At 65.1% G+C, this 19746-nt stretch carries 18 protein-coding genes; 12 read left to right on the top strand and 6 right to left on the bottom strand.

The genetic code is table 11. The features are described from left to right. Positions 1–12 precede the first annotated feature (12 nt). Both ACED67_RS01730 and ACED67_RS01735 read left to right on the top strand, forming a co-directional pair. The gene (locus ACED67_RS01730) at positions 13–786 is read left to right on the top strand and encodes a type III pantothenate kinase (protein WP_395539760.1); all 774 of its coding nucleotides are present in this window, start codon (positions 13–15) and stop codon (positions 784–786) included. Then, positions 783–2456 carry a ribonuclease J gene (locus ACED67_RS01735; protein WP_395539762.1) on the top strand — a complete coding sequence of 558 codons (1674 nt, stop codon included), beginning with the start codon at positions 783–785 and terminating at the stop codon, positions 2454–2456. The genes ACED67_RS01730 and ACED67_RS01735 overlap by 4 nt, the downstream gene beginning before the upstream one ends. A 116-nt stretch (positions 2457–2572) precedes the next feature. Here ACED67_RS01735 and ACED67_RS01740 read toward each other — a convergent pair whose 3' ends face one another. Both ACED67_RS01740 and ACED67_RS01745 read right to left on the bottom strand, forming a co-directional pair. Further along, positions 2573–4210, bottom strand: coding sequence for a DEAD/DEAH box helicase (locus tag ACED67_RS01740; RefSeq protein ID WP_395539764.1), 1638 nt, complete (start codon positions 4208–4210; stop codon positions 2573–2575). Between the two features lie 147 nt (positions 4211–4357). After that, positions 4358–5164, bottom strand: coding sequence for a hypothetical protein (locus tag ACED67_RS01745; RefSeq protein ID WP_395539766.1), 807 nt, complete (start codon positions 5162–5164; stop codon positions 4358–4360). 215 nt (positions 5165–5379) lie between these two features. Here ACED67_RS01745 and ACED67_RS01750 point away from each other — a divergent pair, with 215 nt between their 5' ends. Both ACED67_RS01750 and ACED67_RS01755 read left to right on the top strand, forming a co-directional pair. After that, positions 5380–6225, top strand: coding sequence for a transglutaminase-like domain-containing protein (locus ACED67_RS01750; protein WP_395539767.1), 846 nt, complete (start codon positions 5380–5382; stop codon positions 6223–6225). 128 nt (positions 6226–6353) lie between these two features. Further along, a complete protein-coding gene (locus tag ACED67_RS01755; protein WP_395539768.1) occupies positions 6354–7706 on the top strand; it encodes an esterase-like activity of phytase family protein in 1353 nt (450 codons plus the stop codon). 71 nt (positions 7707–7777) lie between these two features. Here the strand turns inward: ACED67_RS01755 and ACED67_RS01760 are convergent, their stop codons facing one another. After that, positions 7778–9376, bottom strand: a complete 1599-nt coding sequence (locus ACED67_RS01760) for a peptide chain release factor 3 (RefSeq protein ID WP_395539769.1) — start codon at positions 9374–9376, stop codon at positions 7778–7780. Positions 9377–9622: 246 nt separating this feature from the next. On the opposite strand from ACED67_RS01760, the gene ACED67_RS01765 reads away from it, so the two are divergent. Further along, positions 9623–10579 carry a hypothetical protein gene (locus ACED67_RS01765; RefSeq protein WP_395539771.1) on the top strand — a complete coding sequence of 319 codons (957 nt, stop codon included), beginning with the start codon at positions 9623–9625 and terminating at the stop codon, positions 10577–10579. On the opposite strand, the gene ACED67_RS01770 is transcribed toward ACED67_RS01765, so the two are convergent. Further along, the gene (locus tag ACED67_RS01770; RefSeq protein ID WP_395539772.1) at positions 10534–11592 is read right to left on the bottom strand and encodes a Hint domain-containing protein; all 1059 of its coding nucleotides are present in this window, start codon (positions 11590–11592) and stop codon (positions 10534–10536) included. The genes ACED67_RS01765 and ACED67_RS01770 overlap by 46 nt on opposite strands. 162 nt (positions 11593–11754) lie before the next feature. Here ACED67_RS01770 and ACED67_RS01775 point away from each other — a divergent pair, with 162 nt between their 5' ends. Both ACED67_RS01775 and ACED67_RS01780 read left to right on the top strand, forming a co-directional pair. Next, positions 11755–12537 carry an SDR family oxidoreductase gene (locus ACED67_RS01775; protein ID WP_395539774.1) on the top strand — a complete coding sequence of 261 codons (783 nt, stop codon included), beginning with the start codon at positions 11755–11757 and terminating at the stop codon, positions 12535–12537. 69 nt (positions 12538–12606) lie between these two features. Then, positions 12607–13692, top strand: coding sequence for an ABC transporter ATP-binding protein (locus ACED67_RS01780; protein ID WP_395539775.1), 1086 nt, complete (start codon positions 12607–12609; stop codon positions 13690–13692). A gap of 7 nt (positions 13693–13699) precedes the next feature. On the opposite strand, the gene ACED67_RS01785 is transcribed toward ACED67_RS01780, so the two are convergent. Together ACED67_RS01785 and ACED67_RS01790 are read right to left on the bottom strand one after the other, a co-directional pair. Then, positions 13700–15070, bottom strand: coding sequence for a dipeptidase (locus tag ACED67_RS01785; RefSeq protein ID WP_395539776.1), 1371 nt, complete (start codon positions 15068–15070; stop codon positions 13700–13702). 52 nt (positions 15071–15122) lie between these two features. Then, positions 15123–15488: a helix-turn-helix transcriptional regulator gene (locus ACED67_RS01790; RefSeq protein WP_395539777.1), complete on the bottom strand. Its 366-nt coding sequence runs from the start codon at positions 15486–15488 to the stop codon at positions 15123–15125. 180 nt (positions 15489–15668) lie between these two features. Between ACED67_RS01790 and ACED67_RS01795 the strand changes: the two genes are divergently transcribed. From ACED67_RS01795 to ACED67_RS01815, 5 genes are all read left to right on the top strand, one after another. Next, positions 15669–15875 (top strand): twin-arginine translocase TatA/TatE family subunit, encoded by a 207-nt coding sequence (locus tag ACED67_RS01795; RefSeq protein WP_395539779.1) that lies wholly within the window; start codon positions 15669–15671, stop codon positions 15873–15875. Positions 15876–15902: 27 nt separating this feature from the next. Continuing rightward, positions 15903–16568, top strand: a complete 666-nt coding sequence (gene tatB, locus ACED67_RS01800) for a Sec-independent protein translocase protein TatB (protein WP_395539782.1) — start codon at positions 15903–15905, stop codon at positions 16566–16568. Then, complete coding sequence (gene tatC / locus ACED67_RS01805; protein ID WP_395539784.1) at positions 16565–17446, top strand: twin-arginine translocase subunit TatC; 882 nt, start codon at positions 16565–16567, stop codon at positions 17444–17446. The genes tatB and tatC overlap by 4 nt, the downstream gene beginning before the upstream one ends. 62 nt (positions 17447–17508) lie before the next feature. Then, positions 17509–18309 (top strand): ATP-binding protein, encoded by an 801-nt coding sequence (locus tag ACED67_RS01810; RefSeq protein WP_395540454.1) that lies wholly within the window; start codon positions 17509–17511, stop codon positions 18307–18309. 112 nt (positions 18310–18421) lie between these two features. Then, entirely contained in the window at positions 18422–19696 is a 1275-nt protein-coding gene (locus ACED67_RS01815; protein ID WP_395539786.1) for a hemolysin family protein, read from the top strand. Positions 19697–19746 lie beyond the last annotated feature (50 nt).

The following is a 19746-nucleotide window of genomic DNA, read 5'->3' on the forward strand; positions in this document are numbered from 1 at the left end:
CAGGGAGGGGATATGCTTCTCGCCATCGACTGCGGCAACACCAATACGGTCTTCAGCATCTGGGACGGAACCCGGTTCCTCGGCACTTGGCGGACCTCGACCGAATGGCAGCGCACGGCGGACCAGTATTTCGTCTGGCTGACCACGCTGATGGAACATCAGCACATCAACGCCCAGATCAATGCGGTGATCATCTCGTCCACGGTGCCGCGCGTGGTCTTCAACCTGCGTGTGCTGGCCGATCGCTATTTCAACTGCCGCCCCTTCGTGGTGGGCAAGCCCGATTGCCTTCTGCCTGTGCCGCCTCGGGTGGATGCCGGAACCGCGGTGGGGCCGGACCGTCTGGTCAATACGGCGGGCGCTTTCGATCGCCATGGCGGCAATCTGATCGTGGTGGATTTCGGGACGGCGACAACCTTCGACGTCGTCGAGGATGACGGGGCCTATGTCGGCGGCGTCATCGCGCCCGGCGTGAACACTTCGCTGGAAGGGTTGCACAGCGCCGCCGCCGCCCTGCCGCATGTCGATGTCTCGCGCCCGCAAGGCGTGGTCGGCACCAATACCGTGGCCTGCATGCAGGCCGGGATCTGGTTCGGCTATATCGGGCTGGTCAAGGAAATCTGCGCGCGGATCAAGGCCGAGCGCGAGCGCGAGATGAAGATCATCGGCACGGGCGGGCTTGCCGTGCTGTTCGGCACGACGGATGTGCTGTTCGATGCCATCGAGGACGATCTGACGATGCACGGGCTGACCGTGATTCATCGCTTCAACAAGGAAAACGCATGACAGACCGGCTGATCTATCTTCCCCTTGGCGGCGCGGGCGAGATCGGGATGAACGCCTATGTCTATGGCTATGGCGCGCCCGGCAAGGAAAGGCTGATCCTGGTCGATATGGGCGTGACCTTCCCCGATATGGACAGCGCGCCGGGGGTCGAGGTGATCATGCCCGACATGGCCTGGCTTGTGGAGCGGGTCGACCGGCTTGAGGCGATCTTCATCACCCATGGCCATGAGGATCATATCGGTGCCCTGGGTCATTTGTGGCCGCAACTCAAGAAGCCGGTCTATGCCCGCCGCTTCACCGCCACCTTGGGCCGCTTGAAGCTGGAAGAGGCGGGCCTGCCGCGCGATGCGGTGACCACGGTCGAACCGCGCCCGGCGGTGATCGAGGCCGGGCCGTTCAAGGTGCAATTCGTGCCGCTCGCCCATTCGATCCCGGAATCGGCGGCCCTGGTCATCGACACGCCGGCGGGCCGTATTGTCCATTCGGGCGATTTCAAGCTGGATCGCAGCCCGGTCGTGGGCGAGGCCTGGGACGATGCCGCCTGGGAGGCGCTGGCCGCCGAGAAGCCGGTCAAGGCGCTGATGTGCGATTCGACCAATGTCTTTTCCACCCATCAGGGTCGCAGCGAGGCGACTTTGGCCGAGCCGCTGGCCGCGCTGATCGGAAAGGCGCCGGGTATGTTCGTCGCCACCACCTTCGGGTCCAACGTGGCGCGGCTGAAGACGCTGGCCGAGGCGGCGGTGGCGGCGGATCGCACGGTCTGCGTCATGGGCAGGTCGATGAAACGCATGCTGGCCGTGGCGCAGGAAACGGGGGTCTTGACCCAGTTCCCGCGCACCGTCACGCCCGAGGAGGCGCTGGACGTGCCGCGTCGCAACCTGATGCTCCTCGTCACCGGTAGCCAGGGCGAGCGGCGGGCGGCGGCGGCGGCCCTGTCGCGCGGCAAGTATCTGGGCTTCGAGATGCGGGAAGGCGACAGCTTCCTGTTTTCCTCGCGTACCATCCCCGGCAACGAGAAATCGGTGATCCGCATCTGGAACGCCTTTTCGGAAATGGGCGTGACCGTCCATGACGACACGGATGGGCTGTATCACGTCTCGGGTCATGCCAACCGGCCCGATCTGGAACATGTCCATCGCCTTCTCTTGCCCGACATGCTGGTGCCGATGCATGGCGAGCACCGTCATCTGAAAGAACATGTCCGCATCGCGACCGAGGCGGGGATTCCGGGCATCGTGGCGACGAATGGCATGATGCTGGACCTTTCGGGCGAAGTGCCGCGCGTGGTCGAGCATATCGAGACGGGCCGCATCTATCTGGATGGCACCGTGCTGATCGGGGCGATGGACGGGGTGATCCGCGACCGTATCCGCATGGCGCTGAACGGCCATGCGCTGGTGACGGTGATCCTGGACGAAGGCGATCAGCCGATGGGCGAGCCTTGGGTCGAGCTGTCGGGCCTGACCGAGACCGGACTGGGCGGACGGATGCTCAACGAGACCATGGAAGCCGAGCTGGGCGAATGGATGGAGCGCGCAGGCCGCAAAGTTTTGAAGGACGACGACAAGATGGATGAGGAAATCCGCAAGATCGTTCGCCAGGTCGCGATGGAAGAAATCGGCAAGAAGCCGGAAGTGACGGTTGTGCTGAGCCGTCTGGTCGCCGAATAGGCGGGGCAGGGGCGGTTTCTCGACAAAACTTACGGGCGCCGGGCCTTTCCGCCGGGCGCGCAGGATGAAAAAAGGGGCCTTGCGAGGCCCCTTTCCATATCGACATTCTGCGGCGATCAGTCTTCGGTCGCGTGTTCCGGCTGGGTGGCCGGAGCCTCGTCTTCGGCAGGTTCGGCGCTAACCGGAGCCGGAGCGATGGCGAAGCTGCGCAGGATGAAATCTGGCACATGGTCCCCCATGCCGATGACGGCAGGGCCATCGCGGCGCTCGTCACGGCGCTCGTCCCGGCGGTCCTCGCGCCGATCTTCCCGGCGGTCGCGGCCTTCCCGACGGTCTTCGCGCGGCTCACGGCGATCCTCGCGGCCTTCGCGACGGTCCCGGCCAGTCCGGCGCTCTTCCTCGCGGCGCGGGGCCGGGGGGGCTTCGGCTTCGACCGGGGCGGTGATGGCGGGCACGTCCAGCGGCACCATGGCGGCCACTTCGCCATGTTCGGCGCGCGGGCGTTCGCGGCCCCGGTTGCGGTCGCGCGAGGTTTTGCTGCCGCGCTCACCCCGGTCGGACCGTTCGCTGCGCGGCCGGTCGCTGCCTTCCGAGGCCAGGTCCAGCCCTTCGGGCAGGGTGCCGCGCGGGATGGGCTGCTTCACCAGGCTTTCGATGGCGGAGAGATATTTGCTGTCCGAGGGCACCGAGATGGTGAAGGCGCGGCCCTGGCGCCCTGCGCGGCCGGTGCGGCCGATGCGGTGCACATAATCTTCGGGATGCGAGGGAACGTCGAAGTTGAAGACATGGCTGACGGCCGGAATATCAAGGCCCCGTGCCGCGACGTCGGACGCGACCAGGATATGCAGCGAGCCGTCGCGGAAGGCATCCAGCGTGCGCATCCGTTGCGACTGGTCCAGATCGCCATGGATCGGGGCTGCGTTGAAACCGTGCGATTTCAGAGATTTGGCGACGACATCCACATCCATCTTCCGGTTGCAGAAGACGATTGCATTGGTGCAGCTTTCGCCCTCGCCGCGGATCAGGGCGCGCAGAACGGCCCGCTTCTCGGTGAAGCTGCGATCCTTGCGGGTGGGGGTGAAGTCAACAAGCTTCTGCTCGATGGTCGAAGAGGTGGTGGCCTGACGCGCGACCTCGATCTTGGCGGGATTGGTCAGGAAGGTGTTGGTGATCCGCTCGATTTCCGGCGCCATGGTGGCGCTGAAGAACAGGGTCTGCCGGGTGAAGGGCGTCAGCTGGAAGATGCGCTCGATATCCGGGATGAAACCCATGTCGAGCATCCGGTCGGCTTCGTCGACCACCATGATCTGCACGCCGGTGAGCAAGAGCTTGCCGCGCTCGAAATGGTCCAGCAACCGGCCCGGCGTCGCGATCAGCACGTCGACGCCCCGGTCGATCAGCTTGTCCTGCTCGCCAAAGGCCACGCCGCCGATCAACAGCGCCTTGGTCAGCTTGGTGTGCTTGGCATAGACGTCGAAATTCTCGGCCACCTGGGCCGCGAGTTCACGGGTCGGCGCGAGCACCAGGCTGCGCGGCATGCGGGCGCGGGCGCGGCCCTGACCCAGCATGGTGATCATCGGCAGGGTGAAAGAGGCGGTCTTGCCGGTGCCGGTCTGGGCGATACCCAGCACGTCGCGGCCGGTCAGCGCCTCGGGAATGGCTTGGGCCTGGATCGGCGTCGGGGTTTCGTAGCCAGCTTCGGTGATGGCCTGAAGCACGCGCGGGTCGAGCGCGAGGTCGGAAAACTTGGTCATATGCGTCCTGTCAAGCGCGGCATCGGGCCGCGCGCGGGTTGGTTGGGACGCATCTTTCCGGGCGCCCCGGCGTCAAGAGGCCGTAGCGGCCCTGCGTGGCCGATACAGGATGGCGCGCGCAAGGTCAAGTTTGACGCAGGATTTCGCCTATTGCGCCGCCGGGCGTAGGGCCTTTTCCGTCCGCCTTTCCACAAGATCGGCCCGCATCAGCGCGATGCGGCGGAAAAGGCTGCGCGGGTCGTGGTTCAACTGCTCAAGAAGGTGGCAGGCGATGCGACCCGCCACGGGCTCATCGCGCGCCATTTCCCAGACCTGCGCCAGAAGGTTGATGTCCAGCCCCCCCTGCAGAAGCGAGAAGCCCGGCATGTCGAGCGGCAGGTCATTGCGCGCGCGGCGGCGCAGGGGAAACGCGGCATCGGCAGCCTTGCCCGAGAAAAGCCGCTCGAATTCGTACAGTTTCATCAGCGAGAAGAGCATGTTCATCGCAAGTCCGACGCGGCGCTGGCCTTCGTTCCAGCCATGTTCGCCAAAGGTGATGACAGAAGAGATCAGCCAGCGCGGCGGCAATTCTGCCAGCAGCGCGTCGGGCTCTTCCTGCCAGATGCGCAGGAACAGGCGGCGGGCCTGGCGCGGATGCCGCTTCTTGCGCAGATGCGCGATCAAAAGCGCGTTGAGCGCGGCAAGCTCGGTATAGCCGACCATTTCGCGGCGGATCTCGTGGCGTTTGGTGGCATGGGCCGAGGCCTTGGGCGACAGCGGCGCTTCTTCCGGGACGCGGGCGGCAAGCAGGGCCTTCAGGTCGACATCCAGCCGAGGCAGCGCCTCACCCGGGGCAAGGGTCAGGGCCCGGCGGCGGATTTTCCAGGCCTCGATAAGCATGTCCGGTGCGCCGTCATAGGTCGGTAGGGGTTCGGGCAAGGGGCGCGCAGGGGGCGCGTCGGATCGTTTCGGCATGGCGGGCGCAGTCCCTTTGGGTCGTGTCGCGGGCCGGAACTTGGGCCGGGCGGGGTGGACAGGGTAGGGGCCGCAGCACAGGGGGTCAAGCTGCGCGACGGGAACCGGGGCGGGCCGATCACCGTTGATCCGGTGAAAGCGGGTGGCGGGAAGGACGATCGAGGCGACCGGTCGACCGGATGTCCAGTCTTGCGATCTGGTTTGGACATGGGGGCATGATGGATATCCGCATCGGGCATGAGATCGAGATCATCTGCGAACAGGCAACCCATCTGGTCTGCCTTCTGGCGGTCCACCCGGAGCGCGCCGCCGATCTGCACGCGCCCGAACGCGTCTGGACGGCCCCGGATGTTCCGGTCGAGACCTATGAAGACGGCTTCGGCAACCATTGCCGCCGCTTCACCGCACCAGCCGGATCATTCACCTTCGGCAGCGATGCGGTGATTTCGGATACCGGCTTGCCCGACATCGTTCAGCCGGATGCGCGCGAGATGGAGATCGCGCGGCTTCCGGCGGATGTGGTTCAGTATCTGGTCGGTTCGCGCTATTGCGAGACGGATGTGCTGAGCCCGCTCGCCTGGAGCCTGTTCGGCACCACCCCGCGCGGCTGGGCGCGGGTGCAGACGATTGCCGATTATGTCCATGACCGGCTTCAGTTCGGCTATGGCCATGCCCGCTCTACGCGCACGGCGTCCGAAGCGCATGAGGAACAGGTCGGCGTCTGCCGCGACTTTGCCCATCTGATGCTGGCCATGACCCGCGCGATGAACATTCCGGCGCGCTATGTGAACGGGTATCTGGGTGACATCGCGGTGCCCGCCATGCCCGATCCAATGGATTTTTCGGCCTGGTGCGAAGTCTGGCTGGAAGGGCCGGACGGCGGTCGCTGGTACACGTTCGATGCCCGCCACAATAGGCCGCGCGTCGGACGTGTGGTCGTGGCGCGTGGCCGCGATGCGACGGATGTGCCCCTGATCAACAGCTTTGGTCCGCATGTCCTGCAGCGATTCAAGGTCTGGACCGACGAAGTTCCGCCCGACAGCGCCCGCACCGCCGCCTGACCAGCGGCGTCACCCTTCGGACACGAAAACTTCAGCGTCGCGTTGCGTTCCGGTTGCTGGGGCGTCGCCGTCTCGTTGCATCCCCTGCCTAGGTCGGCCGGGAGAAATACGCAGCGAAGGAGAATCCGATGCGCCTGTCCCTGATCCTTGCCACTTCCGCGCTTTGCGCCATGCCTGCGCTGGCGGATGAGCCGGTCTTCCCGGCCAAGCTCGCGGGTCATGCGGTCCTGCCCGCCCTGACCCTGGCCCCGGCGCCAGAGGATGCGCCTGCTGATGCGAAGATCTCGGGCAAGTTCACCGGCACCGAACCGATCCGTACCCTTGAAACGGTGATGGGCGACACGGGTGCCGCCCATGGCAAGCGCGCGACCGGCATCAGCCTGCCGTTCAACGGCCAGCCGGTGCAGGGTTTTTCCGGCTATGCGATGAACCGTGCCGAGGATGGCGGGGTCTGGATGCTGACCGACAATGGTTTTGGCACCAAAGCCAACAGCCCCGATGCGCTTTTGATGCTGCACAAGATGGTGCCGAATTGGGACACGGGCGCGATGGCGCTGGCCCAGACGATTTTCCTGCGCGATCCAGATTTCAAAGTGCCCTTCCGCATCGCCTATGAAGGCAGCGAAAGCCGCTATCTGACCGGCGCCGATTTCGATCTCGAATCCATCCAACACCTGAACGGCGAATTCTGGATCGGCGAGGAATTCGGCCCCTATCTCATGCGTGTGGCCATGGATGGCACCGTGCTGGCGGTCTATCCGACGATGAAGGACGGCACCCAGCTCAAGGGGCCGGACACGCCCGGCATTTCGGCCACCTCGGTGCCCGGCAAGGACTGGACCGTGCAGCGGTCGGGTGGATACGAGGGTATGGCGCTGCAACCGGGCACGGGTCTCTTGTGGGTTCTGTTCGAAAAGCCGCTGCTGGGCGAGGATGGCAAGCCTGCCGGCAATTTCCTGTGGTCGCTGGCCTTTGATCCGGCCAGGGGGGAATGGACCGGCCAGTCTTTCAAATTCGCCCTGGCCGGAGGCGCGACCGCAATTGGCGATTTCAACTTTGTCGATGACAGCCGCGCCATGATCATCGAACGCGACAATGGCGAGGGCGATCCGAGCCTGAAATGCGCAGGCGATGCCGCACCGGACTGCTTCCCCGCTCCGGCGCTGGTCAAGCGCATCGTCATGGTCGACACTTCCAGCCTGGATGCCGAAGGGTTCGTGCGCCGGATCGGCCATATCGACCTGATGGACATCCAGGACCCGGACGGCAAGGCGCGGCTGGAAACGGCAGCGAAGCGCGACCTGGCGGGCAAGCTTACCTTTCCCTTCTTCACCATCGAAGACGTGATGCGGGTGGACGAGACCCATATCATGGTCGGGAACGACAACAACCTGCCCTACAGCTCGGGCCGCCAGCTGGACAAGGCCGCCGACAATGAGGCGATCCTGCTGGAAGTGCCGGAGTTCCTGTCGGCGAAGTAAGCGGCGCCCCGTCTCTGCCTTAGAGCCTCCTCGGCAAGCTGCCGCGGAGGCGCCGAAGGCCGAGGGCGCGGTCAGGCCATCATTTCCTTGGTGGCCGTCATCTTCACGCCGGGATAGTCGCGCACCACGCGGTCGATGTCCCATTGCAGCCGCGTCAGGAAGACCAGATCGCCATCGCTGTCGGTGGCGATATGCTGCTTGTTCACGTTCACCAGCTTCTCGATTTCCGACTTGTCGCCGGAAATCCAGCGGGCCGATGTGAAGTTCGATCCCTCGAAGCGGACGGGCAGGGAATATTCCTGCTCGATCCGGCTGGCCAGAACCTCGAATTGCAGCGCGCCGACGACGCCGACGATATAGCCCGATCCGATCATCGGCTTGAAAACCTTGGCCGCGCCTTCCTCGGCGAACTGGTTCAGGGCTTTTTCCAGATGCTTCGCCTTCATCGGGTCGAGCGCGCGGATCGATTGCAGGAGTTCCGGCGCGAAGGAGGGGATGCCGGTGAAGCGCAGCGCCTCGCCCTCGGTCAGTGCATCGCCGATGCGGAGCTGGCCATGGTTCGGGATACCGATGATGTCGCCCGCAAAAGCCTCATCCGCCAGTTCCCGGTCGGCGGCGAGGAAGAGGACGGGATTCGTCACTGCCATGGGTTTTTTCGAGCGGACATGGAACATCTTCATGCCGCGTTCGAAATGGCCCGAGGCGAGGCGGACGAAAGCCACACGGTCGCGGTGCTTGGGGTCCATATTGGCCTGGACCTTGAAGACGAAGCCCGTCACCGGGCTTTCGCTGGCGTCCACCTGACGCTCGGCGGCCTTTTGCGGCTGCGGTTGGGGGCCGTATTCGCCGATTCCGTCCATCAGTTCCTTCACGCCGAAAGAGTTGATGGCCGAGCCGAACCAGATCGGCGTCAGGGCGCCGTGGAGGAACTGGTTGCGATCGAAGGGCGGCAACAGGGCGCGGACCATTTCCAGATCTTCGCGCAGCTTGGCGAGCAGGTCGGCGGGAACGTGCTCGGCCAGTTTGGGGTCGTTGAGGCCGGAGATCTTGATCGACTCGGCCACTTTGTTGCGGTCCGCGCGGTCCATGATCTCTAGCCGGTCATGCAGGAGGTCATAGGCGCCGATGAAATCGCGCCCCATGCCGATGGGCCAGCTTGCCGGCGTCACGTCGATGGCCAGGTTCTCCTGGATCTCGTCGATGATCTCGAAAGTGTCGCGGCTTTCGCGGTCCATCTTGTTGCAGAAGGTCAGGATCGGCAGGTCTCGCAGACGGCAGACCTCGAAAAGTTTGCGGGTCTGGCTTTCGACGCCCTTGGCGCCGTCGATCACCATGATCGCGGCGTCAACGGCGGTGAGGGTCCGATAGGTGTCTTCGGAGAAATCCGAGTGGCCGGGCGTGTCGACCAGGTTGAAGCGGAACTGGCGGTATTCGAAGCTCATCGCCGAGGCGGAGACCGAGATGCCGCGGTCAGCCTCGATCTTCATGAAGTCCGAGCGCGTACGCCGCGCGTCGCCCTTGGCGCGGACCTGACCCGCCATCTGGATCGCGCCGCCGAAGAGAAGGAATTTTTCGGTCAGCGTGGTCTTGCCGGCATCGGGATGCGAGATGATCGCAAAGGTCCGGCGGCGGGCGATTTCGGGCGGAAGAGGGGCGGTGTTGTCCAGCATGGCCCGGCCTCATACCGCAAAGGCGCGCGCCCGTCCACGGGGGCGCGCGAGGGAGAGATGTCTCACGGTGAGACAAGGCTAGGGGACAACAAAATCAGGGGCTTCCGATTCCAATTTTACCATCTGTTAAGATTGTGAACGCGAAGAGCCGCCGAGGCGGCCATTGGCGGTTGCCATGCGGGCAAGGGATTGCGACCCTTTTCCCGGGCCTTCGGGTCCGTCGTGTCACGGGTGACGGAGCGTGCGATGGTGAGGGCAGTTGCGACGGGTCTGGTTTTGGCAGCGCTGCTGGGCGGTGCGGCGCGGGCCGAGGGGCCGGAGAAGATAATTCCCGCCGCCTATTTCACCGACAATGGCGACCGCCAGCCGCTTCAGCTCTTGCGCGAACGTCCGGCCGGGGATCTGAGCGCGCTTGAACGGCTGGTCCTGACGGCCGCGAACCGGGTGGGCTGGATCTGGATCGAGGATTGCGAGCGGGGCAGCAATGCCATCCTGATCCGTCACAAGGGGCGTGATGCGATCCTGACCTCGCGTCATCTGGTTGCCGGGCGGTGGAAGGGCGAGGAATATTGCGACCGCGATGCCCTGGCCGAGTTCTTCCCCAATGCCGCCTATGCCCTGCCCGAGAATGCGGGGGCAGATTTCGTGCGGGACGGATATCTGCTTGAGCCGGATCCGGTGAATTACGATGGCAGCGAATGGATGATGGGCACGAAATCGGACTGGGTGCTTTATTACCTGACCGAAGATGTCTCAACACACGCCATGCCCGAAGGCAGCTGGGGCGCGGGAGAGCCGCGCGGAACGATCCCCTTTGCCAAGGCGGGCCGGTTTTCCGGCGAGGCTGTGGTGATCGGCATGGATGGACGCTTCGTGCGCGAGAATGGTTGGCAATGGTCCTGGCAAAGCTGCCGCTACCAGCAGCGATCCGAGGATTGGGAACCGCTCTACACCGATTGCGATGCCTCGCCCGGAGCCAGTTCATCGCTTCTTGCGGTCGAGGAAGACGGCGAGTTGCGGCTGGTTGGCATGATGTCGCGGGTGCTGGACCCGCTGATCGGGACCGATGTGCCCGTGCCGGAGGCCACGGCGATGTGGAACCAGGCGGTGCCCGCGCGGGTGATCCGCGAGGCGCTATGGCCCGAGACGGCGCGGGATCAGCGCCCGGCTTTCCCCTGGAGCTTCTGGCGGCGGGACGGCTGATACAGGGCGTCGGGCCCGATCTCCTGGAGAAAGTGCCGTCCTGCCTCGGTGCCGAAATGCTGGACCTGGGCCAGCCCGGGGAAACGGGTCTTCACGTCGGCCGCGATCTGGGCGGGAAGGCGGCTGACGGTGGCGTCATTGACCATCAGGCTTTCGGCGGGGATGCCCTCGGCATAGATGATCTCATGCCGGTCGAAGATCAGACTGAACCAGTCGACCATGCCGCCGTCGCGGAGGTAGACGGTCTCGTCATCGACCAGATGGCGGGCCTGCACCAGAAGTTCCGACGTGGCCAGCCCGGTGCATCGCTGGCGCTGATACAGGAACATGCGGTGATGCTGGCTGACGATCAGATCGCCGGTATTGCCCAGGGTTCCGGCCGGGATCACCACGGGGGCGAAGGCACCCTGCGCCCGCAGCGTGGCCCGGCCCAGCAGACGCAGGGGCTGCGCGCCATGGTCGCGGGTCAGGATGCGGTCGCCGGGGGCGAGCCGCTCGATCGGCATCTGCGCTCCGGTGGCGAGCGTGATCGTCGTGCCGCGCGCGAAGGAAACGCAGATCAGGTCGGCCAGCGTGACTTCTTGCGGGTCAGTGTCGATCTGCAAGAGCGTATAGTCGTCGCGGCTGCTGATCGGCGACAGGGGCAGGGCGCAAAGACTGCCCGCCACATCGAGAAGAAGAAGTTCCACCCGGTCGCCTTCGGATGACATGAAGGTGTAGCGGGCGGCGGTGCGGATCGGGTCACCGGGGCGGCCCAGCGACGAACCCTCGGCAATGGCGGGCAGCTGGCCCGGGCGGGCGGGGATGAGGACAAGGCGCAGGGCCTGTCCGACGGGGTCGAGCTTGTAGATATCGCCCGCGACAACGCTATCGGGAAGGTCCAGCCCATCGCCGGAATTGACGCCGATGGCAACATAAAGATCATCCGCAACAAAGACTTGCGCTGTATGGTGGGGCAGGGTCTGTCTGGGCGCATCCGGCATGCGAAAGCGGAACTCCGTCAGGAAAGTCATGGGTCCCCACCCCTGATCTTCGGAGCGTAGCAAATCCTGCCGGGCGAGGTCAAACCGGTGGGGTGCTTCGCTTCTGGCACGGAAACGGCAGCCGGGAGCGGCACGGATTGTCGCCGGGGGCCGCGGCGGCTAGGGTCTTGGGGACAGGATAAGGAGGCGTTTATGGATCTGGGTCTGCGGGGCAAGAAGGGAATCGTCTGCGCGGCGTCGAAAGGGCTGGGGCGCGGCTGCGCCGAAGCGCTGGCCGAAGCCGGGGTGGATCTGGTAATCTGCGCGCGGGGGGCCGAAGCGCTGGAGGCGACGGCGGCGGCGATCCGCGCAGCGCATGGCGTGATGGTCACGACGGTGGCCTGCGACATCACCACAGAGGACGGTCGGGCCGAAGTTCTGGCCGCCGCCGGGCCGCAGGTCGATATTCTGGTGACCAATGCGGGCGGCCCGCCGCCCGGCATGTGGTCGGACTGGAGCCGGGACGATTTCATCAAGGCGCTGGATGGCAATATGCTGACGCCGATCGCGCTGATGCAGGCGGTGCTGCCCGGCATGATGAACCGCGGCTGGGGACGGGTGGTCAATATCACCAGTGTTTCGGTGAAAGCGCCGGTGCCGGTGCTGGGCCTGTCGAACTCGGCGCGGGCGGGGCTGACCGGGTTCGTGGCTGGGACCGCGCGGCAAGTGGCCTCGAAAGGCGTGACGATCAACAATTTGCAGCCCGGAATGCATGCGACGGACCGGGCGGTTGCCTTGGACAAGGGCGCGGCGCGGGCGCAGAACATCTCGGAAGAGGAGGCCCGCGCGCAACGCTGGGCGCAGATCCCGGTCGGGCGCTATGGCACGGCGGAAGAGTTTGGCGCGGCCTGCGCCTTCCTGTGTTCGCAACAGGCAGGGTTCATCGTCGGGCAGAACATCCTGCTGGATGGCGGTGCCACCAACACGACCATGTGAGGTCCCGGGCTTGCCGGGGGCGGTTCGGGCTGCTAGGCCCTGATCCCGACAGTTTTAGACGGGAATGCCATGAGCCAGATGCCACCGCCCCGGCTGGAGATCACCGGCCTGACCCGCGCCTTTGGCGGGCGGCCGGTGGTGGATCAGGTCTCGCTTTCGGTGGCGCCGGGGCAGGTGACCTGCCTTCTGGGGCCGTCGGGCTGCGGCAAATCCACCACCTTGCGGATGATCGCCGGGGTCGAGCGGGCAGATGCCGGGACGGTGCGCATCGACGGGCGGATGGTCGCGGGGCCGGGGGTGCATCTGCCGCCCGAGGCGCGCGGCGTCGGGCTGATGTTTCAGGATTTCGCGCTGTTCCCGCATCTGACCGTGGCGCAGAACGTGGCCTTCGGGTTGACCGGGGATAGGGCGGCCAAGGCGGCGCGGGTGGGCGAGTTGCTGGAGCGGGTGAATCTGGCGAGTTTCGGCCCCAAGCATCCGCATGAATTGTCGGGCGGCGAGCAGCAGCGCGTGGCGCTGGCCCGGGCATTGGCGCCGCGGCCGCGGGTGATGCTGATGGACGAGCCGTTCTCCGGCCTCGACAATCGGTTGCGCGACGGGATCCGCGATGTGACGCTGGATATCCTGAAAGAAGAGGGTGCCGGGGTGGTGCTGGTCACGCATGAGCCGGATGAGGCGATGCGCATGGCCGATGAGATCGCGCTGATGCGCGGCGGCCATATCGTACAGATGGGCGCGCCCTATAATGTCTACAACGCGCCCGTGGATCGGGCGGCGGCGGCATTTTTCAGCGATATCAACGTGATCCGGGGCGTTTCCAAAGGGGCGCTGACCATCACGCCCTTTGGCGATTTCCTGACGCCGGGTCATGTGGATGGCGGCGAGGTCGAGATCGTGATCCGCCCCCAGCATCTGAAGATCGATTTCGACCGGGCGGGGCGCGGGCCGAACCCGACGCCGCAGGATGGCACACCCGCGCGCGGCGTGGTGCAGCGGGCCCGCTATCTGGGGCGGGAATCGCTGGTGGATTTCCGCATGGATTTCGATGGGTCAAAGTTGACCGCCAGCGTGCCGGGGGTTTTCCTGCCCCGACCGGGCACCGCGCTGTGGCTGATGATCCGGCGGGACCGGTGTTTCGTCTTCGCGGTGAAGTAGCGCGCCGCTACTTGCCAAGCCGCTCGAACAGCCGACCGTAAGCCGTTTGCCCGCGCCGGAATTCATCCAGCCGGAAGAATTCGTTCGGGGCGTGCAGGTTCTCGTCGCCATGGCTGAACCCGAACATCACGGCATGAACGCCCAGCGTGTCGAGAAGCGTGGTCATGACCGGGATCGAACCGCCGACGCGGGTGCGCAGCGGCGCCTTGCCGTAAAGCTCGGTCAGAACCTCGGCGGCGGCGCTGCTGGCATTGTGACCGGCGGGCACAAGGAACGGATCGGCCCGGCCGGGGTTGCGGATCACCTTGGCGCTGACGCCGGGCGGGCAGTGCTTTTCGACATGGGCGCGGATCGCGTCAAAGATCTTTTCGGGCGATTGGGCGGCGACCAGACGGCAGGTGATCTTGGCACTGGCAAGGGCCGGAAGCACGGTCTTGGTGCCCGCGCCCTGCCAGCCCGAGGTCAGGCCATTCACATCCAGCGTGGGCCGCGCGAAGATGCGTTCCTGCGTCGTATAGCCGGGTTCGCCCCAGGGCGCAGGGCTGCCGGTTTCGGACAGAAGCTGGTCGTCGGGGTAAGGCACGCGGTCCAGCGCCGCGCGTGCGGCGTCATCAAGGGCGATCACATCGTCATAGAACCCCTCAACGGTGATCAGCCCGTCCTCGCGGCGCAGGCCGGCAAGGATATGCGCCAGCGCCAGGGCTGGATTGGCGATACCGCCCCCCACCATGCCGGAATGCTGGTCGGATCGCGGACCCTGAACGGTGATTTCCAGAGAAACGAGCCCCTTCAGGGCCTCGACAATCTGCGGCACTCCGGGCGCCCATTGCAGGCCATCGGCGGAAAAGATCATGTCGGCTTCAAGAAGCCCCCGGTTCGCATCGACCCAGGGCGGCAGGTCAGGCGAGCCAATCTCTTCCTGGCCCTCAAAGAAAAACTTAAGATTGACGGGCAGTTTTCCGCGGGTCTTCAGAAAGGACTCGAAGGACAGGATCGGGATCAGCATCCCGCCCTTGTCGTCTGAAGCTCCCCGACCCCAGACCTTGCCGTCGCGGATTTCGGGTTCGAAAGGGGGGGTGGTCCAGAGGTCGAAAGGCTCGGCCGGTTGGACGTCGAAATGGCCGTAGACCAGGAGCGTGGGCTTGTCGGCACCGGCGTGAAGCCAGTCGGCGCAGACGACCGGGTGGCCTTCGGTCGGATAGACCCTGGCATTCTCGGCCCCGGCTGCGCTCAGACGGGCGGCGACCCAATCGGCTGCGGCGCGGACATCGGGGATGTTCTCGGGCTTGGCCGAGACCGAGGGGATGCGGGTGAAAGCCAGAAGCTCGTCGATGAAACGGTTCTGGTTGGCGGACAGGTACTCTTCCCAGTCGGACATAGCGCTCTCCTTTTCCCGGCAGGTTGGACTGGCGGCGCGGTGAAGGAAAGCATCAAAGCCCGTCGAGCGGGTCTTCGGCGATCGTGACCTGCGGCAGAAGCGTTGCGATCTTGTTCAACAGGGTTTTCGCGGCGCGGGCCAGCGTGGGATCGGTCGCCTCGACATGGCGAAGCCCGGCATTCAGCGCCTCCAGCTCGTCCGGGGTCAGCATGGTCGGCGGCAGCAGAAGCGGTGAGCGCAGGATATAACCAAGGCCGCGCTCGCCCGAAACGGGCAGGCCGGTGGCCGCCATCATCGCCATGTCGCGCCAGATGGTGCGGGGCGAGACGCCCAGCGTGTCGGCCAGCTCGGCGGCGGTGTGCAGCCGGCCGTCGCGCAGGATCTGGACAAGGTCATAAAGGCGGGTGTCGCGGGACATTTCTGGGTCACTGGGTCATGGCATGCGGCGGGGCGAAGCCCGCCCTACTGACAAAATACTGTCAGTTGCCTGGAGGGGCCAGCGGTTTTGGGCCTTGGAAGGACAGGCGCAATGGCGCTAGGGAATTGGTAATCCATGCTGTTCCACCGCCATGCTGCGGTGCTTGAAAGGGAGAAGACAATGCACGCTCCGGGTCCCATGCAGCTTCTGCTGATTGCGATCGTCCTTCTGGTTCTGTTCGGCCGCGGCAAGATCGCCAATATGATGGGCGAAGTCGGCAAGGGCATCACCGCCTTCAAGAAGGGCATCAAGGATGGCACCGACGAGATCGAGAAGACCAGTGCCGACGGCGCCAAGGACGTGACGCCCGAGAAGGAAAAAGTCTAAGCGCGCAAGACCTGCCGGAGATCGAAGATGGATTTCAGCTGGTCTGAGATGCTGCTCGTCGGGGTTGTCGCCCTTGTGGTGATCGGCCCGAAGGATCTGCCCGGCATGTTCCGGGAGCTGGGGCGGTTCACCGCCAAGATCCGCGCCATGGGACGCGAGTTCAGCCGCGCCATGGAGCAGGCGGCCAAAGAGTCGGGCGTCAAGGACGTGACCGACGACCTGAAGGCCGTGACCAACCCCTCGGCTCTGGGGCTGGATGCGGTGAAATCGGCGGCGGACCGTTTCGAGAAATGGGATCCGTTGAAGAACGCGGCCAAGCCAACGATCCCGCCGGTCAAGCCCGTCGTGCCTTCCCCCATGCCCGCAGCGGTGGCGCAGGCGGCGGCTCCGGCAGCGGCGGCCGTCGGGCCCGAGACGGCGGCGCTGGCCGAAAAGGTTGCGGCGCGCAAGGCGGCTTCGGACGAGAAGGTTCAGGCGATCAAGGCGGCCAAGGCCGCGCCCATCGCCGAGGCGCCCGCCAAGCCCGCAAAGACGGCCGCAGCGAAGACCACTGCAAAGGCCGCGACGAAAGCCGCCGCGCTGGCCAAGCCACGGGTCGCGGCGGAGGTGACGGCCAGTGCCGCGCCGGTCGCAACACGCAGCCCGGGCAGGGTGCGGAAGAAGGCGGAAAAACCCGCAGGTGAGACGGCATGACGACCAAGGACGAGATTGACGAAAGCGCCGCCCCGCTGGTCGAGCATCTGGCCGAGCTGCGCAACCGCATCATCTGGTCGGTTGCCGCTTTCCTTGTGGCGATGATCCTGTGCTTCCTCGTCTCGGAGCAAATCCTCAACTTCCTTCTGCATCCGATCGAGCTGGCGATGCGCAGGTTGGGCAACCCCAACCCCGTGATGCAATACACCGCTCCGCAGGAGTATTTCTTTACGCTGATGCATATCTCGATGGTGGGCGGGCTGATGCTGGCCTTCCCGGTGATCGGCTATCAGCTGTGGCGCTTCATCGCGCCGGGCCTTTACCGCAGCGAGAAACAGGCCTTCCTGCCCTTCCTCATCGCCTCACCCGTGCTGTTCATGGTGGGGGCGGGCTTTGCCCAGTTCATCGTGACACCGATGGCGATGCAGTTCTTCCTGGGCTTTGCCGACAGTTCCTCGCTGCTGACCGCGCTGATTCCGGGGCTGAAGGACGCGCCGGTCAGCGAAATCACGCAGCAGGCCTCGACAGCGGGGATCGATATCGTCTTTCAGGGCAAAGTGAACGAGACGCTGGATATCAGCCTGAAGCTGATGCTGGCTTTCGGTCTGTGCTTCCAGCTTCCCGTCCTGCTGACGCTGATGGGCAAGGCGGGGCTGGTATCTGCGCGGGGTCTGGAAGGGACGCGGAAATATGCGATCGTGCTGATCCTTTTCGTGGCGGCCCTGGTGACGCCGCCCGATATCATGTCGCAGTTGATCCTGTTCTTCGCCGTCTATCCGCTGTATGAAGTGTCGATCTTCCTGATCAAGCGGATCGAGAAGAAGCGCGAGGCCGAGATGCGGGCCGACGGCACCTGGGTGGACGTCGAAGAAGACTGATGGACGAGGACTGAGTCGGCTTGACCGAAGCTTTGGAACGGATTGCAGCGGCGCTTGAGCGGATGGCTCCGGTGCCGGCCAAGGCCCCCGATTTCTCGGGGGCTTCGGCTTTTGCCTGGCATACGGCGCCAGACCGGCTGGAGCCGGTGGCCAAGGTGTCGCGGGTCGAGATCGGGCTTTTGCTCGGCGTCGATCGTTCGCGCGATACGCTGCTTGACAATACCCGGCATTTCGCCGCTGGCCTGCCTGCGAACAATGCGCTGCTCTGGGGCGCGCGCGGGATGGGTAAGTCGTCCCTGGTGAAGGCGGTCCATGCCCAGGTCTGCGCCGAAGGCCATGAATTGAAGATCGTCGAGCTGTCGCGCGAGGATCTGCCCTCGGTCACGCGGTTGCTGGCGCATCTGCGCGGCGCGCCGCAGCGTTTCCTGCTGTTCTGCGATGATCTGTCCTTCAGCCATGACGACCAGCATTACAAAAGCCTCAAGGCGGTGCTGGATGGCGGGATCGAGGGACGGCCCGAGAATGTGCTGTTCTACGCGACCAGCAATCGGCGCCACCTGATGCCGCGCGACATGATCGAGAATGAACGCTCGACCGCGATCAACCCGTCCGAGGCTGTGGAGGAAAAGGTTTCCTTGTCCGACCGCTTCGGGCTGTGGCTGGGCTTCCATCCGTGTTCGCAGGATGAATATCTTGACATGATCCGCGGCTATTGTGCGGCGCATCGGGTGAACGTACCCGACGACCGTATGGTGGCAGAGGCGGTGGAATGGATGCGCACGCGCGGGGCGCGCTCGGGCCGGGTGGCCTGGCAGTTCTTCTGCGACCTTGCCGCGCGCGAAGGCGTGAGGGTCGCGCCGTGAAAGCCAAGACCCGAAGTCGACGAAGCAGGCCCCGAAGGCGCTGCGGGCAAGAGGCCCGCTTTGCTGTTTTCCCCCACGCAAGCCGGGGGCCTTCCCCCGCGGAAGGAGTCCCATGTTAACCGAAGTGCTGATCATTCTGGCACTTATCGTCGTGAACGGCGTGCTTGCCATGTCGGAACTGGCCATCGTTTCGGCCCGTCCGGCACGACTAAAGTCGCTGGAGAGCAAGAGCCGGGGGGCAAGGATGGCCCTGCTGCTGGGCGAAAACCCTGGCCGGTTCCTTTCGACGGTGCAGATCGGTATCACTGCGGTGGGCATCCTGTCAGGGGCACTGGCGGGCGACACACTGGGCGAACGCCTGGCGCTGTGGCTGCAGGCGCAGGGAGTGGGGCTTGACCTGTCGAAGACGCTGGGGGTCGGTGGCGTGGTCGTGATGATCACCTATGTCTCGCTGATCGTGGGCGAGCTGGTGCCGAAGCAACTTGCGCTGCGCAATGCCGAGGGTGTCGCGATCCGCGTGGCCCCGATGATGAGGTTTCTTTCGGTGGTTGCGGCGCCGGTCGTGTGGTTCCTCGACAAGTCGGGCAAGCTGGTGCTCTGGCTTCTGGGCCAGCGCGAGGTAAGCGCGAACAAGGTGACCGAGGAAGAGGTCCATGTGCTTCTGGCCGAGGCCCATGAAGGCGGTGTGTTGGAAACCGAGGAGCGTCAGATGATCTCGGGCGTGATGCGCCTGTCCGACCGCACCGCCCGCGCCCTGATGACGCCCCGTCAGGAGGTTGAAATGGTGCCCTATGAGGCGTCCTCGACCGAAGCGATCGCCGTGATGCGGCGGATCGCCCGGCCGCGGATGCCCGTGATGAACGCGGAGGGCGAGGTTCTGGGCGTCTTGCGGCTGGCCGATGTCTTCCAGGCGGTATCGCGGCGCGAGGCGGTGGATGTGGCGGGGCTGGTGCGCGAAGTGCCGGTGATCTCGGACCGGATGGAGGCGCTGGACGTGATCGAAGTCTTGCAGAAGACCCCGGACAATATCGCGCTGGTCTATGATGAATATGGCAGCTTTGAAGGCATCATCACCACCACCGATGTGCTTGAGGCGATCACCGGGGCCGAAGCCGCGTCGGATGCCGATGAGCCCGCGCTGGTGACGCGGTCGGATGGTTCTCTTCTGGTGGCGGGCTGGATGCCGGCTGACGAGTTCACCGACCGCATGGCCCTGCCGCGCGCGCTTTCGGGCGGCTATGAGACGGTTGCAGGGCTTGTCTTGCACCAGTTGGGCCATATGCCCGCCTTGGGCGAAGTGTTCGACGCGGCGGGGCTGCGCTTCGAGGTCGTAGACCTTGACGGTCTGCGCATCGACAAGGTTCTGGTCAGCCGTTTGGGCGATTGACGCGACCAAAGGGGGGCGCGGCGGCGCGCTCCCCCTACAATTCTTGCGAT

The sequence above is a fragment of the Neotabrizicola paludis genome, from assembly GCF_044142105.1.
Classification (GTDB): Bacteria; Pseudomonadota; Alphaproteobacteria; order Rhodobacterales; family Rhodobacteraceae; genus Pseudogemmobacter.

What these genes read in the sequence shown, in the direction of transcription:
- ACED67_RS01785 (WP_395539776.1), bottom strand. Translation starts at nt 15,070, where the DNA reads ATGTCCGACTGGGAAGAGTACCTGTCCGCCAACCAGAACCGTTTCATC.
- ACED67_RS01760 (WP_395539769.1), bottom strand. Translation starts at nt 9,376, where the DNA reads ATGCTGGACAACACCGCCCCTCTTCCGCCCGAAATCGCCCGCCGCCGG.
- ACED67_RS01810 (WP_395540454.1), top strand. Translation starts at nt 17,509, where the DNA reads ATGGCTCCGGTGCCGGCCAAGGCCCCCGATTTCTCGGGGGCTTCGGCT.
- ACED67_RS01795 (WP_395539779.1), top strand. Translation starts at nt 15,669, where the DNA reads ATGCACGCTCCGGGTCCCATGCAGCTTCTGCTGATTGCGATCGTCCTT.
- ACED67_RS01815 (WP_395539786.1), top strand. Translation starts at nt 18,422, where the DNA reads ATGTTAACCGAAGTGCTGATCATTCTGGCACTTATCGTCGTGAACGGC.
- ACED67_RS01775 (WP_395539774.1), top strand. Translation starts at nt 11,755, where the DNA reads ATGGATCTGGGTCTGCGGGGCAAGAAGGGAATCGTCTGCGCGGCGTCG.
- ACED67_RS01770 (WP_395539772.1), bottom strand. Translation starts at nt 11,592, where the DNA reads ATGACTTTCCTGACGGAGTTCCGCTTTCGCATGCCGGATGCGCCCAGA.
- ACED67_RS01750 (WP_395539767.1), top strand. Translation starts at nt 5,380, where the DNA reads ATGATGGATATCCGCATCGGGCATGAGATCGAGATCATCTGCGAACAG.
- ACED67_RS01780 (WP_395539775.1), top strand. Translation starts at nt 12,607, where the DNA reads ATGAGCCAGATGCCACCGCCCCGGCTGGAGATCACCGGCCTGACCCGC.
- ACED67_RS01735 (WP_395539762.1), top strand. Translation starts at nt 783, where the DNA reads ATGACAGACCGGCTGATCTATCTTCCCCTTGGCGGCGCGGGCGAGATC.
- ACED67_RS01730 (WP_395539760.1), top strand. Translation starts at nt 13, where the DNA reads ATGCTTCTCGCCATCGACTGCGGCAACACCAATACGGTCTTCAGCATC.
- tatC (WP_395539784.1), top strand. Translation starts at nt 16,565, where the DNA reads ATGACGACCAAGGACGAGATTGACGAAAGCGCCGCCCCGCTGGTCGAG.
- tatB (WP_395539782.1), top strand. Translation starts at nt 15,903, where the DNA reads ATGGATTTCAGCTGGTCTGAGATGCTGCTCGTCGGGGTTGTCGCCCTT.
- ACED67_RS01755 (WP_395539768.1), top strand. Translation starts at nt 6,354, where the DNA reads ATGCGCCTGTCCCTGATCCTTGCCACTTCCGCGCTTTGCGCCATGCCT.
- ACED67_RS01790 (WP_395539777.1), bottom strand. Translation starts at nt 15,488, where the DNA reads ATGTCCCGCGACACCCGCCTTTATGACCTTGTCCAGATCCTGCGCGAC.
- ACED67_RS01745 (WP_395539766.1), bottom strand. Translation starts at nt 5,164, where the DNA reads ATGCCGAAACGATCCGACGCGCCCCCTGCGCGCCCCTTGCCCGAACCC.
- ACED67_RS01740 (WP_395539764.1), bottom strand. Translation starts at nt 4,210, where the DNA reads ATGACCAAGTTTTCCGACCTCGCGCTCGACCCGCGCGTGCTTCAGGCC.
- ACED67_RS01765 (WP_395539771.1), top strand. Translation starts at nt 9,623, where the DNA reads ATGGTGAGGGCAGTTGCGACGGGTCTGGTTTTGGCAGCGCTGCTGGGC.